13 protein-coding genes and 1 pseudogene are annotated in these 12,719 nt (G+C 68.4%); 8 read left to right on the forward strand and 6 right to left on the reverse strand.

Annotation, left to right across the window (positions count from 1 at the left end):
- The first annotated feature begins 3 nt into the window (after window positions 1–3).
- Window positions 4–420: a hypothetical protein gene (locus AB0H49_RS10390; RefSeq protein ID WP_355002803.1), complete on the forward strand. Its 417-nt coding sequence runs from the start codon at window positions 4–6 to the stop codon at window positions 418–420.
- Between the two features lie 53 nt (window positions 421–473).
- Window positions 474–1,448, forward strand: a complete 975-nt coding sequence (locus AB0H49_RS10395) for a DUF2332 domain-containing protein (RefSeq protein ID WP_357249632.1) — start codon at window positions 474–476, stop codon at window positions 1,446–1,448.
- 228 nt (window positions 1,449–1,676) lie between these two features.
- Here the strand turns inward: AB0H49_RS10395 and AB0H49_RS10400 are convergent, their stop codons facing one another.
- Window positions 1,677–1,838 (reverse strand): hypothetical protein, encoded by a 162-nt coding sequence (locus tag AB0H49_RS10400; RefSeq protein WP_355003098.1) that lies wholly within the window; start codon window positions 1,836–1,838, stop codon window positions 1,677–1,679.
- A 22-nt stretch (window positions 1,839–1,860) separates the two neighbouring features.
- Here AB0H49_RS10400 and AB0H49_RS10405 point away from each other — a divergent pair.
- Both AB0H49_RS10405 and AB0H49_RS10410 read left to right on the forward strand, forming a co-directional pair.
- Window positions 1,861–1,905: pseudogene (locus AB0H49_RS10405) on the forward strand (hypothetical protein); the annotation flags it as partial.
- A gap of 81 nt (window positions 1,906–1,986) precedes the next feature.
- Window positions 1,987–2,802 (forward strand): hypothetical protein, encoded by an 816-nt coding sequence (locus tag AB0H49_RS10410; protein WP_357250094.1) that lies wholly within the window; start codon window positions 1,987–1,989, stop codon window positions 2,800–2,802.
- Here AB0H49_RS10410 and AB0H49_RS10415 read toward each other — a convergent pair.
- Together AB0H49_RS10415 and AB0H49_RS10420 are read right to left on the reverse strand one after the other, a co-directional pair.
- Entirely contained in the window at window positions 2,799–3,458 is a 660-nt protein-coding gene (locus AB0H49_RS10415) for a TetR/AcrR family transcriptional regulator (RefSeq protein WP_357249635.1), read from the reverse strand. The two genes, AB0H49_RS10410 and AB0H49_RS10415, sit on opposite strands and share 4 nt — an antisense overlap.
- A 99-nt stretch (window positions 3,459–3,557) precedes the next feature.
- Window positions 3,558–4,526: a YafY family protein gene (locus tag AB0H49_RS10420; RefSeq protein WP_355002806.1), complete on the reverse strand. Its 969-nt coding sequence runs from the start codon at window positions 4,524–4,526 to the stop codon at window positions 3,558–3,560.
- Window positions 4,527–4,589: 63 nt separating this feature from the next.
- Here AB0H49_RS10420 and AB0H49_RS10425 point away from each other — a divergent pair, with 63 nt between their 5' ends.
- The 3 genes from AB0H49_RS10425 (at window position 4,590) to AB0H49_RS10435 (ending at window position 10,153) form a co-directional block, all read left to right on the forward strand.
- Window positions 4,590–6,869, forward strand: coding sequence for an excinuclease ABC subunit UvrA (locus AB0H49_RS10425; RefSeq protein WP_357249638.1), 2,280 nt, complete (start codon window positions 4,590–4,592; stop codon window positions 6,867–6,869).
- A 264-nt stretch (window positions 6,870–7,133) separates the two neighbouring features.
- A complete protein-coding gene (locus AB0H49_RS10430; RefSeq protein WP_357249641.1) occupies window positions 7,134–9,383 on the forward strand; it encodes a pyruvate, phosphate dikinase in 2,250 nt (749 codons plus the stop codon).
- A 5-nt stretch (window positions 9,384–9,388) separates the two neighbouring features.
- A complete protein-coding gene (locus AB0H49_RS10435; protein WP_357249643.1) occupies window positions 9,389–10,153 on the forward strand; it encodes a tyrosine-protein phosphatase in 765 nt (254 codons plus the stop codon).
- A 147-nt stretch (window positions 10,154–10,300) separates the two neighbouring features.
- Here the strand turns inward: AB0H49_RS10435 and AB0H49_RS10440 are convergent, their stop codons facing one another.
- Together AB0H49_RS10440 and AB0H49_RS10445 are read right to left on the reverse strand one after the other, a co-directional pair.
- Entirely contained in the window at window positions 10,301–10,792 is a 492-nt protein-coding gene (locus tag AB0H49_RS10440; RefSeq protein ID WP_357249646.1) for a DUF4254 domain-containing protein, read from the reverse strand.
- 3 nt (window positions 10,793–10,795) lie between these two features.
- Window positions 10,796–11,269, reverse strand: a complete 474-nt coding sequence (locus AB0H49_RS10445) for a hypothetical protein (RefSeq protein WP_357249649.1) — start codon at window positions 11,267–11,269, stop codon at window positions 10,796–10,798.
- 320 nt (window positions 11,270–11,589) lie between these two features.
- Here AB0H49_RS10445 and AB0H49_RS10450 point away from each other — a divergent pair, with 320 nt between their 5' ends.
- Window positions 11,590–12,024, forward strand: a complete 435-nt coding sequence (locus AB0H49_RS10450) for an NUDIX domain-containing protein (RefSeq protein WP_357249652.1) — start codon at window positions 11,590–11,592, stop codon at window positions 12,022–12,024.
- A gap of 41 nt (window positions 12,025–12,065) precedes the next feature.
- Here AB0H49_RS10450 and AB0H49_RS10455 read toward each other — a convergent pair whose 3' ends face one another.
- Complete coding sequence (locus tag AB0H49_RS10455; RefSeq protein ID WP_357249655.1) at window positions 12,066–12,716, reverse strand: hypothetical protein; 651 nt, start codon at window positions 12,714–12,716, stop codon at window positions 12,066–12,068.
- Window positions 12,717–12,719 lie beyond the last annotated feature (3 nt).

The following is a 12,719-nucleotide window of genomic DNA, read 5'->3' on the forward strand; positions in this document are numbered from 1 at the left end:
ACTGTGCGTGCTCAGGATGTCCGGATCGGGGAACTCTACGTAGTCGAGGTGCCCCATCGGCTGCCCGCGCGCACCGCCAGGCTGCGCGCCGGGGAGTGGGAATTGTGGCGGCTGCGCGGGTGTCGGTTCCGCGCCGTCGTCACCGCGCTCGACACCACCGTGCGTCCGGCCACCGTCGAAGCGTTGCGGGTGACACGGCACAGCGTCACCCGCGTCGACCTGACCGCCGAGCAGGCCGCCGGTCTCGGCCTCCCCGACGGCCGATACCACTTGCTCGGCATGATCTTCGACAACGACGGCCACCCCATCGAACTCCCCGACCTCGAACCCCTGCGCGCCTCCGTCCGCTGGCTCTACCCCCTCGCCGAACACCGCCCACCCGGCACCCACCGCGACATCGACTTCCACCCGGCCCTCTGAACACTCGCCTGGTAGCGTCGGCCGTACAGGGTCTAGTACGGCCGGGGGTGAAAGTGAATACCGCGCAACGCTATCTGCGGTTCGCACGATTCGAGGCACACGGCCACTCGCCGTGTTATGCGGACTGGACGCGGCGGATCGCCGACGATATGGAAGTGCTCGCGCTCGTCGAGCGACTACCCACCGCCAAGCGTCAGCCCAATCTCGTTCTGGCCTCCGCGCGGTACGTCGGCGCACGACAGGGGCCGTTCGAGGAGTTCAAGGACTTCCTGATCGACAACTGGCCGCTCGTCCACGACGTCGCCATGACGCACAGCACCCAGACGAACGAACCGGCACGTGCGGCGGTGCTGCTCCCGTTGTTCACCCGGATCGCCGATCCGGAACCGGTCCATCTCATCGAGATCGGCGCGTCGGCGGGATTGTGCCTGTATCCGGACAAGTACAGCTACCGGTACGACGACCGTCCCTGGCTGAACCCGTGGTCGGGGCCATCGCCGGTTCGGTTGTCGTGCAAGACCATCGGCGATCCGCCGATGCCCGAGCGTCTTCCCGCGGTGATCGGCCGGGTGGGCGTCGACCTGAACCCACTGGACGTCGGCGACGCCGAGCACATGCGCTGGCTCGAGTGCCTGATCTGGCCGGAACAGCAAGAGCGGCTCGACCGCCTGCATCGTGCCGCGGCGATCACCCGCGCGGACCCGCCCGAGTTCGTCCGCGGCGATCTCAACGACACCATCGAAGAGCTGGTGCGTGCCGCTCCGGACAACGCGCAGGTCGTCGTGTTCGGCAGCGCCGTCCTCGCCTACCTCGACGCCGACGAGCGCGCTCGGTTCGTCGAAACCATCCGCGGGCTGCGGTGCACTTGGATCGCCAACGAGGGCTGCCGCGTCGTTCCCGTCGGCCGTGGCCTTCTGCCAAAACCGTGCTCCGAGACGCGTGATCGGTTCGTGCTCACCGAAGGCGGTGTGCCGGTGGCCTATTCGGGGCCGCACGGGCAGAGTCTCGAGTGGTTCCGGCGGAACTGAGAACTGGGTCGCCCAGCCGCGCGGCGACCCCTTCGATTTCATGGCACAAGATCGACACTCGTGAAGCTGTTCCGCTGTGTCTCGAGGGAGGGTCGATCTTGGATCAGCGCCGGGTCGACTGAGGTGAATCGGTAACTGCGCGACGGATTTCCGGAAACTCTCCCGAGACGCACCGCTCTGCGACATAGTGGTAGACGCTCGCGTACCCCACTCATACGCGGGCGTACCTTACTCGATGTTCGTGAATTGGATCAGAAACTGCATGAGGACGAGCACATTTCCGGCGGCGGCGAGCGCCGTCGCCATCACAGCCTTGATCGTCGGATCGGCGGGCGGATTTCCCGGGGCGGCCCACGCCGACAACGCACCCGGTTCGCCAACGGTGATCACGGTCGACACCACGGAAGACGGCGTGGCGGCCGATCCACAAAGCGGGCTATGCCGGACTGCCGCTGGCGCCTGCACACTGCGAGCGGCAATTCAGACGGCCAATGCCCGGCCAGGGAGCACAGTGGTGGTGCCCGAGGGGCGCTACATCTTGACGATCCCTCCCGACCCACGGAAGGTGCAGGGCCGCAACCCGGATCCGACCACGGGAGACCTGAACCTCACCGCGCCGACAACGCTGCGTGGCGCGGGCGGTGATCGAACAGTGCTGGACGCCAACGGAATCGACCGGGTACTCAGTATCTCCGCGCCCGTGACGTTGACGGGGCTGACCGTGACCGGCGGAGTTACCGCGCAGCACGAGATCCCGTACTACGACACCGGCGGCGGCGGAATCTCCAATTCGTCGAACCTCGTACTCGACGATGTCGTGGTCCGGGGTAACAGCGCCGGGTACGGCGGCGGGATCTTCAACGTGCCGGGGTCGGACCTGCAGACGAGAAACACGGTCATCACCGGCAACACCTCCGGCGAGGCGGGTGGCGTGCGCTGCGACAATACCTGCACCTTCACCGACTCGACGATCTCCGACAACCGCGTGGTCAATCCCGAAGTCTGGTACCGCCCAGGTGGATTCGCCGGACGCGGCGGCGGCGTCGACGTCCGTGGACGGGGCGTGGTGACCTTCGATCGTTCGACCGTCACCGGAAACAGTGCATCGGACGCGGGCGGCGGCATCAACGTGGCGCCCGCCTACCTCGACACCCTCCCGCGCCTGTTGACGGATGTGATCAATGTTCCAGTGGGAACCGTAGTGTTGCGGAACTCGACCATCAGGGGCAACACCTCCGGCACCGTTCGGGACAACTGCGCGAAGGTGTTCGCGCGGATCGTTTCCGAGGGCGGCAACACCAGCGACGATACTTCCTGCGACCTCACCGGGCCGGGCGACAGAGTCGTTCCTTAGCAGCTAGGGGTCGCCAGCCCGAGCAGCGTGCGGTGGATGTACAGCACGATGTCCTCGAGCTCGAGCAAGTCACCGCCCGCGCGCAGGGTCCTGCGGACGGCCTCGTTGGTCGCATCGGTCACCGCCAGATACGCATCGTCCGGCACCGATGGATCAACGGGGCCTGCCCCCGCACGCCACGATCGGATGAACCCGGCGAACCAGTGTTGGCACCGTTCGAACGACTCGATCGCCCGCGTCCCGGCCGGGGCGGTCTCCAGGTAGAACGAGCGGGCGAACGACGGTTCGTCACGCAACAGGGTGAGATATTCGCGAATTCCGAGCCGCAGCGCCTCGAGCGGCTCCACCGGTTCGGCGAACACCTCCCGCATCACGCGCTCGAGATGCTCGATCATCAGATCCCGACCCGTCTCGGCCGCGGCGAGGAAGCACGCTTCCTTGTCCGGGAAGTGCTGGTAGAACGTTCGGCGCGAAACCTTCGCCGCCGCGGCGATATCCGCTATCGTCGCGGTGAGATAGCCGCGATCCGCGACGACGACCGTCACCCCGTACAAGAGCCGCTGCCGCTGCGACCCGGTCACCAGCTCACGAGCAAGGCCGTGCGGCCCGTGCGGCAACTCCGCCAGGGTCGGCTCCAGCAACTTCTTACGTCCCACCCGCACCTTCATATCAGGCGCGTCCCTGGCGGGAAGAGCCGGTTCGGCGGACCGCAAGCGGACAGATCGGGGTCGCTGCCGTCTCGGGCCTACTGGGCCTCAACTCGAATCACCAGCCGCGTGAAGGAGTTTGGTGGCGAGAGCGCGGAGGTGGGTGGCCATTTCCGGGGGATGGCGAACTTCGAAGGGGAGGTCGAGGTGGGCGATGCGCAGGGCGGTCCATTCGAGGGAGTCGGCGGTGGTGCGGAGCAGGCAGGTGTGGTCGTCGAGAGGTTCGACTTCGGCGGTGCGCACGCGGAAGCGGTCGGCGAGTTCCGCGGCGGAGGCGTGGACCAGCAGTTCGACGTGCTGGACGGGGCGGGCCAGAGCGAGCGAGCGGGTGACGAAGGCGGCGGGGTCGGCGTCGGGCAACTCGCGCGGCGCGAAACGCACCCCGATGGGCAGCGTGGACGCGATGCGGTCCACGCGGAACGTGCGCCAGTCGGCGCGGTCGACGTCCCAGGCGACGAGATACCAGCGGCGCCCGGCCGAGACCAGGCTGTGCGGCTCGACCAGCCTGCGCGACTCGGTGTCGTCTTTGGCGATGTAGGAGAAGCGAATTCGCTCGTGGTCGCGGGCGCAGGCGGCCAGCGCCACCAAGGTCTCGGGATCCACCCGCGGACCCGCGGGCGGTCCGGCCAGATCGACGGTGCTGGTCTGCACCGCGTCCACGCGCCTGCGCAACCGATCCGGCAGCACCTGCTGAAGTTTCACCAGCGCCCGCGCGGCCGATTCCTCGCTGCCCGCCACACCGCCGAGCGCGGCGTGGCGCAAGCCGAGCGTGATCGCGACCGCCTCCTCGTCATCGAGCAGCAGCGGCGGCAGCGCGGCCCCCGATTCCAGCCGGTAACCGCCGACCGCGCCGAGCCCCGAGCGCACGGGATAGTCCAGCTCGCGCAGCCGCTCGATATCGCGGCGCACCGTGCGCACGGTGACGCCGAGCCGCTGTGCCAGCTCGGGCCCACTCCACTCCCGCCGCGTCTGCAACAGCGCCAGGAGTTGGAGAAGCCGGGCGGCGGTATCGGTCACAGCGCCCAGTATGCCGCGCAATGAGGACCGATCCAGACCTCATTCGTGCCTACCGTGGCGCTGGTGAACGCAGAGACCATCGAGATCGTCGGAGCACGGGTGCACAATCTGCGCGACGTGACCCTCCGAATTCCCAAGGGCAAGATCGTCGTCTTCACCGGGGTATCCGGTTCGGGCAAGTCGTCGGTGGTGTTCGGCACCGTCGCGGTGGAGTCGCAACGCCAGCTCAACGAGACCTTCACCTGGTTCATCCGCAACCGGCTGCCCAAGTACGAGCGCCCTGACGCGGACGTCATCGACAACCTGGCGCCCGCGGTGGTAGTCGACCAGAAACCGATCGGCGGCAATTCCCGCTCCACCGTCGGCACCATGACCGATATCCAGTCGATCATCCGCGTGCTGTTCTCCCGGCACGGTGCGCCGAGCGCGGGTGAGGCGACCCGGTATTCGTTCAACGACCCGCTCGGCATGTGCCCGGAGTGCGGCGGACTCGGCCACGTGGTGCGCGCGGATCTGGACAAGCTGCTCGACACTGGAAAGTCGTTGAACGAGGGAGCGATTCGCTTCTCCCCCTTCGCGGTCGGCACCTTTCAGTGGCAGATCTACGCCGAATCCGGCCTCTTCGATCCGGACAAGCCGCTGCGCGACTTCACCGCGGAGGAGTGGCGATTGTTCCTGCACGGCAACGGTTTCCGGGTGCCGCGTCTCAACAAGACCGGCTCCATGGGCCACAACGCCTACGAGGGCCTGCTGGAGCGCTTCGACCGGCTCTACATCAAGCGGGACCTGAGCGCGCTCTCGGAGAAGAACCGGGCGGCGGCGATGGCGGTGGTCAGCGAACAGATCTGCCCGTCCTGCGATGGTGCGCGACTGAACGCGGCCGCGCTGGCGAGCCGGATCGGCGGACTCGGCATCGCCGACTACGGCCGGATGGAGGTGTCGGATCTCATCGAGACGCTCGCCGCGATCGACGATCCGGTGGCCGCGCCCATCGCGGGCGCCGCGATCGCCCGGCTGCGCCGCGTCGAGGACGTCGGCCTCGGGTACCTGTCCCTCGATCGCGAGACGTCCACGCTCTCCGGCGGCGAGGCACAGCGGCTCAAGGTCGTCCGCCACCTCGGGTCCAGCCTCACCGGCATGACCTACATCTTCGACGAACCGAGCGTCGGCATGCATCCGCGCGACGTGCACCGGCTGAACGAACTGCTGATCCAGTTGCGGGACAAGGGAAATTCGGTGCTGGTGGTGGAGCACTCCCCCGACGTCATCGCGGTCGCCGATCACGTGGTGGACATGGGTCCCGGCGCGGGCGCCGACGGTGGCACGGTGGTTTTCCAGGGCAGCGTCGAGAAGCTGCGCGCCTCCGGGACGCTCACCGGGGAACGGCTGCGCGAGACGCGACCGGTCAACAAGCGTCCGCGCACGCCCGCAGGCTGGCTCGCGGTGACGGGAGCCGACCGGTACAACCTGAAGAATGTGACCGCGCGGTTTCCGGTCGGCGTGCTCACCGCCGTGACCGGGGTGGCCGGGTCGGGCAAGAGCACGCTGGTGTCGGGCGCGTTCCTCGCGGCGCATCCGGACGCGGTGGCGGTCGACCAGTCGCCCATCGGCGGCTCGCGGCGGTCGAGTCCCGCGACATATCTCGGCATCATGGATCAACTGCGGCAGCTGTTCGCCAAAGCGCACGGCGTCAAGCCCGGGCTGTTCAGCTTCAACTCCGAGGGCGCGTGCTCCGAATGTGGCGGGGCCGGAATCATTTTCACCGACCTCGCCTATATGGATCCGGTGACCACGGTGTGCCAGACCTGCCACGGCCGCCGTTACCGGCCCGAGGTGCTCGGCTACCAGGTGCGCGGGGCGTCGATCGCCGATGCGCTGGACATGACGGCGTCCGAGGCGCTGGAGTTCTGGCACGAGCACGACGACGCGCGCATCCTGACGCCGCTGCGGGCGCTGGCGGACGTCGGCCTCGGCTACCTCCCCCTCGGCCGCGCGCTGAGCTCGCTCTCCGGCGGCGAACGGCAGCGCATCAAGCTGGCCGATCACCTGCACCGCCGCGGCGGGGTGTACGTGCTGGACGAGCCGACCACCGGGCTGCACATGGCCGACGTGGACACCCTCGTGACGCTGCTGGACCGCCTGGTGGACGGGGGCAACACGGTGATCGTCATCGAGCACGACCTGGAGGTGGTCAAGCGGGCCGATTGGATCGTCGACCTCGGGCCGGACGGCGGCAAGCACGGCGGTGAGATCGTCTTCGCCGGGACGCCGACGGAGCTCTTGGCGGATCGACGGTCCATCACCGCGGACTACCTGCGCCGCAGCCTGACCGACGCGACATAGGCGTACCTCCGCATTCGCTCCGGCCATGCGCGGGCAGGGACGGACATCGGACCTGCTGGCCGCGCCCGGCAGGTCCGATGTCGTCCTGCTGACCGGGACGACGGGTACGCACGTACCGACACCCGCGGGCAGGCTGAAAGTCGCGCCGATCCCGTGCCGTTCGCCGGGCACGCCGGTGTGCCGTTCCGCTGGCACGCCGGTCATCGGCCCGCGTCCCCGCCGACCGCGGTGGTGAGTCGAGAACGTGAACCCAGAAGGAGTGACATGACGATCGGAGTGGAGCCCGTGGAGCGACCCGAACGCGCCGCCCCGGAGAGCACCGCACCGTCCGTTGCCGAACTCGACGGCACCTGCGGCCTGAGCCGCGACCGCATCGGAGGCAAGGCGTGGAGCGTCGACCACATGCGGGCGCTCGGCCTGCCGGTGCCGCCCGCGTTCGCCGTCACGACCGAGGGCTGGGCCGACTTCCGCGCGCGCGGCTCTCTCAGCGAGGAGATCTGGCTCCAGGTGCGAGCGGGCGTCGCGGCGCTGGAGCGCGGCACCGGCCGACGTTTCGGCGACACCGAACGTCCGCTGCTGGTGTCGGTGCGCTCCGGCGCTGCGGTGAGCATGCCCGGCATGATGGACACGGTTCTCAACCTCGGCATCAACGACGACGTCGAGCGCGCGCTCGCCGCCGAGACGCGCAATCCCGGGTACGCCGCCGACACCCACGGCCGGTTCCGCTCGCAGTACCGCGAGATCGTGCTCGACGATCCGCTGGGCACGGTCCCGCGCGATCCGTGGGAACAGCTGCGCGGCGCCGTCGCCGCGGTCTTTCGATCCTGGGATTCCGCGCGCGCCAGAACTTATCGCCGCAGCCGCGGTGTCTCCGACGATCTCGGGACCGCGGTCACGGTGCAGGCCATGGTGTTCGGCAACCTGGACGCGCTCTCCGGCACCGGCGTGCTGTTCACCCGCAATCCGAACACCGGTGAGCGCGCCGTGTTCGGCGAATGGCTGGTCGGCGGCCAAGGCGAGGACGTCGTCTCCGGCCGCACCACCCCGCGGCCGCTGGACGACCTCGCGGTCACCATGCCCGACGTGCACGGGCAGCTGCTCGCCGCCGCGAACCTGCTGGAACGGGACGGCCGCGATATCCAGGACATCGAATTCACCGTGGAGTCCGGCAGGCTGTGGCTGTTGCAGTCGCGGCCCGCGAAGCGGTCGGCTCGCGCGGCGGTGCGCGCCGCTGTCGCCATGGCGGGCGAGGGACTCATCGATCCGGCGACGGCGCTGTCGCGCGTCGACGCCGAGCAGGTGCGCACCGTGCTGCGACCCGCCTCGGGCATCGAGACCGATCAGCCGCCGCTGGCCCGCGGTGAGTCGGCCTGCCCCGGACTGGCCTCCGGCATCGTCGTCACCGATCCCGACGAGGCCGAAACCCGCGCCGCCGCAGGCGAAGACGTCGTCCTGGCGCGACCGACCACCAGTCCCGACGACCTGCACGGCATGATCGCGGCGCGGGCCATCGTCACCGAACTCGGCGGAGCCACTTCGCATGCCGCGCTGGTCAGCCGGGAACTGGGCAGGCCGTGCGTGGTCGGCTGCGGGCCGGGCGTGGTGGCGGCGCTGGCCGGACGAGTGGTCACCGTGGATGGCGGTGCGGGCGCGGTGTGGCCTGGCGAGGTCACCGGAAAAGCGGTGGAGGACACTGTGCTCGAGGACGTCGCGCAGCTCGCGCGCTTGGCCGCGGTTCATCCGGACGAACTGGTCGGACTGCTCGCCACACGGGACGGCGAAAACGCCTTCCCGGCAACCGGTTCGGCCGAAAATGGACACATGACAGCAGGGACTTCGCCTGCGTCCGACGAGGCTCTGCCGCACACCACCCCGCGCGGCAGCCGGACGCAGCAGCACACCACCCCCGACCTCGACCTCCTTCGCCTGATCGGCATCAAGGGCCGGGTCGCCCCCGACGCCGTCGCGGACAGCCTGGCGGGTGACGCCACCGAAACCGGAGAGCGCTGTGCGGATCTCGTCGCTCGTGGTCTGTGCGCGAGCACTCCGGTCGGCGTGCGTCTCACGCCGGAGGGACGCGCCGAACTCACCCGCCTGCTCGCCGCGGAACGACAGACGGTGGATCCCAGCGTGATCGCCACCGCCTACGACGAATTCTGCGCGTTCAACGCCGAACTCAAGGAGATCATCACCGCCTGGCAGATGAAGGACGCCGCGACCGTCAACGACCACGCCGACGCCGCCTACGACGCCGCGGTGCTGGATCGGCTGCGCACCGTGCACGGCCAAGTCGTGCCACTGGTGCGCCGGATCGGCGAGATCGCGCCCCGGTTGTCCCGGTATGCGGGCCGCTTGTACCGGGCGGTCGAGCGCATCGACGGCGGCGACCACACCTGGGTGGCGCGTCCGATCATGGACAGCTACCACACCGTGTGGTTCGAGTTGCACGAAGACCTCATCGCTCTGTGTGGGCTGAGCCGCGCCGACGAGGCCGCGGCGGGCCGGGCCCACTGACCGCCATGCACACCGACAGCTCCCCGCGGCGATGGGTCGACTTCGCCGAGATCGACAATGTCCGCGACCTCGGCGGGCTGCCCGTGTCGGGCGGCGGCGTCACCCGGTTCGGCACGGTGTACCGGGCAAGCACTCCGCAGCATCTGACCGAGGACGATCTGATCCTGCTGACCGGGCAGGTGGGCCTGCGCACGCTGATCGACCTGCGCAATCCCGACGAGGTCGAGCGGGAGGGCTACGGCCTGCTCGGGGCCGCGGCCGTCCGGCTGGTGAACCTGCCCGTGCGCAAGGCGGCCGCCACCACGGCCACCCCCGCCGACCTCGTGCCCGACGCCAAGCACTACGACCTGGTCGCGCTTTATCGCGAATTACTGGACGGCAGTGTGGAATCCGTCTTGTCCGCTATCCGGCTGATCACCGACACCGAACAACATTCGGTGGTCTTCCACTGCGCCGCGGGCAAGGACCGCACCGGTGTGCTCGCCGCGGTGCTGCTGGACGCCGTCGGCGTGCCCGCGGAGTTCATCGCCGCGGACTACGCCCTCTCCGGCGAACGGATGGCACGGGTGCGTGCCCGCCTCGACGCCCTCCCGTCGTACCACGGCCTACCTCCGGTGCGCACCGGAATCCTCGCGGTGGAACCGACCGTGATGAGCCAGTTCCTGACCCGGCTGCACGCCGACCACGGCGGCGCGGCGGGCTGGTTGCGCGCCCACGGCCTCACCGACCGCGAACTGACCGACCTGCGTCGGGTGCTGGTCGAGGACTGACCAGCACCGGACGAGCACCACTTCGAAAGCCGCGCGCTCGCGACCGCTTTCGGTGAACGACACGATTGTTGTCCACCCTTGGTTAGTACATGCGTTCTGGCGCAGCGATTCCCAGTAGGCCGAGCCCATGCTGGAGCGTGCGGGACATCAGCGGCGCCTCGCAGGGGCGGGCAGGCGGCGTGCGCGTCGGGTCACCTCCTTGGTCAGGTCGGTGTAGCCGTCGACCAGCTCCGCGAGTCGATACCAGGCCGCGTGCACGCTCGGATCGGCTGGATCGACGGTCATCAGCAGGTGGTAGGCGCGCACCTGGGCTTCGGCGAGTCGGTTGATGACCGCGCCGAGCGTTTCGGTGTGCAGGGTTGAGCTGGGATGCGGCACCGGCAGGTGGTCGGCGACCCACATATCCACTGCAAGGATGAATTCATCTCTGCTGCAGTTCGATTCATTTGTCAGGCCCGCGAGACGGCGCTGATACAGCAGACCGAACTGGTGGGCTGACTTCGCCAGCGGGTGAACGCCGACGTTATGACCACGGATCGCCGACAACAGCGTTTCGCCTGAGGGAAACAACACCGCAACGGCCCGCTCGGTGCCGGTTAGCTCCCTGGCGGTTGCGGCTGGATCCGATAGGCCGCGCATCGGTCACCACCACGCTATGGCGGGTTCGGGGCGGGCGATGAACTGGCGGGCCACGGCAATCACCGAAGTCCGCGGCGGCAGCGACTGGGCGTTCTCCGGCCGCGAAACCCAGTACCACCCAGTCGGGTGATCGGCTATCGGAAGCCACACCCGCTGCCCGGATTCCAAGATTCGAATCCCGTCTTCATCGAGCTGGGTCAGCGTGTGTGCACCGAGCTTGCCGCCCCACGCGGGACCGACCAGGAACACCCATTCGCGTTCAGGCCGTGGATATCTCAGGATCGGTATCGCCGCCCACCGGTCCGCCTCCTGTAGGGCGGCACGCACCTGGGCGCCCAGCCCGGCGGGCATCGTCACTGCGGCCAGGGCGGGCGTCGCGATCAACGACACCCGCCCGTAGATGCACGACACCGCGAACCCCAGCTCGCGATAGACGTACGCCACCTCGTGAGCGGAATGGCAACGCTCGAACATCACCGCGCCTCCCTGTGACGACCACCCGACCCCGGCACAACCTGCACACGCGATCTGTAGCCGCGGCGTTTCGACTCCGGCAGTTGGGCGTCAGCGCGGCCAGCTTTCGCCGCGGCGCTGAACGCGATGATGTCCAGTAGCCAGCCGGGCGGATGCGGCTGAACTCTGAGATGGCCGTCCTGTCGGTAGAGGACAGCGGGTGTGGTCATGCGTGCTCCTGGACTATTCGATATTGGAATAGGGACAGTGCGGGCTGTGGCGTACGGTCGGCGCGCGCCAGTCGGCGTGCACCGGAAAGAGAGGAGGAGGCTGTGAGCGCGACAGTGACCCAGCGGCACAAGCTCATCGGGGACGTACACCTGGTGCTGGTCGACGAGCAGGGGCGGTACCTGTTCGGGCGCCGGGCCAACACGGGATACGAGGACGGGGCCTGGCACTTACCGTCAGGTCACCTAGAGTCCGGCGAATCGATCGTCGACGCGCTCGTCCGTGAGGCCGGTGAGGAGATCGGGGTGGTGATCGCTACCGAAGACGTGCGATTCGCGCATGTGATGCACAACTCCAGCTCCGGCGGCCGGGCAGCGTTCTTCTTCATGGTCAGCACCTGGGCCGGCACTCCGGTCAACCAGGAACCGGACAAGTGCGATGCGCTGGGATGGTTCGCGGCTGCCGAGCTGCCTGATCGGATGATCGAGTATTGCCGGGCGGCGCTGAGTTCGATCGCCGTCGGCGAACCGTTTTCGGTGTACGGCTGGTAGGCGGGCGGGTGCCGACCGCGGCACCCGTGTCCGGTCCTGAGCTAGAGGACCATCCAATCGATGAGCTGGTCGATCACCTCTCGCATCCGTTCGCGCGACATCCGCTTGTTTCGCGAATCATCTTCCGATTCCAGAGCGGCGCCGTACTGCCACCAGGCCGCGCCGGTGGCCGCGTCCATCACGAGGAATCGGTCAGCCACCGCAGGCCCGCGCACCACCAACGACACCGTTCCGGGATCGGCGACAACGGCGTGGATGGCTTTGTGACTCAGCGTGTAGGACGAGCCGACGACCTCCTCGCGAACCTGCACCGCGTGCAGTGTTCCGGGATGGAGCGAGGAGTCGAGTTCGGCGTCTCCATAGAGCCGGTGCAGGTACCGGCCGCGGAGGATGCGGCTCGAGTAGGTCCAGCGGTGGTTGTGCGGGCGGTCGTAGTAGCCGGGCTGGAAGACGTGCAGGCGCAACCGGATTCCGCTTGGATCGCTGGACAGCACGATCTTGTCGAGGATGTCGTAGTGCTCGCACAGTGACAGCAACTTCTGGTCGTCGAGTGGGGCGAGAGCCGATGTCCGGAGCAGCTGGCGGTCGGTGGCGAGTTCGTCGAGTATGGGCCGTGTTGCGGTGTGGACGGCTTCGGTGTTGTTCCAGTCGAGGTCCCGCAGCGGCTTGATGATCTGTTCGATGGTGTTCACTTC

The organism is Nocardia sp. NPDC050713 (genome assembly GCF_040654315.1).
Lineage (GTDB): Bacteria > Actinomycetota > Actinomycetes > Mycobacteriales > Mycobacteriaceae > Nocardia.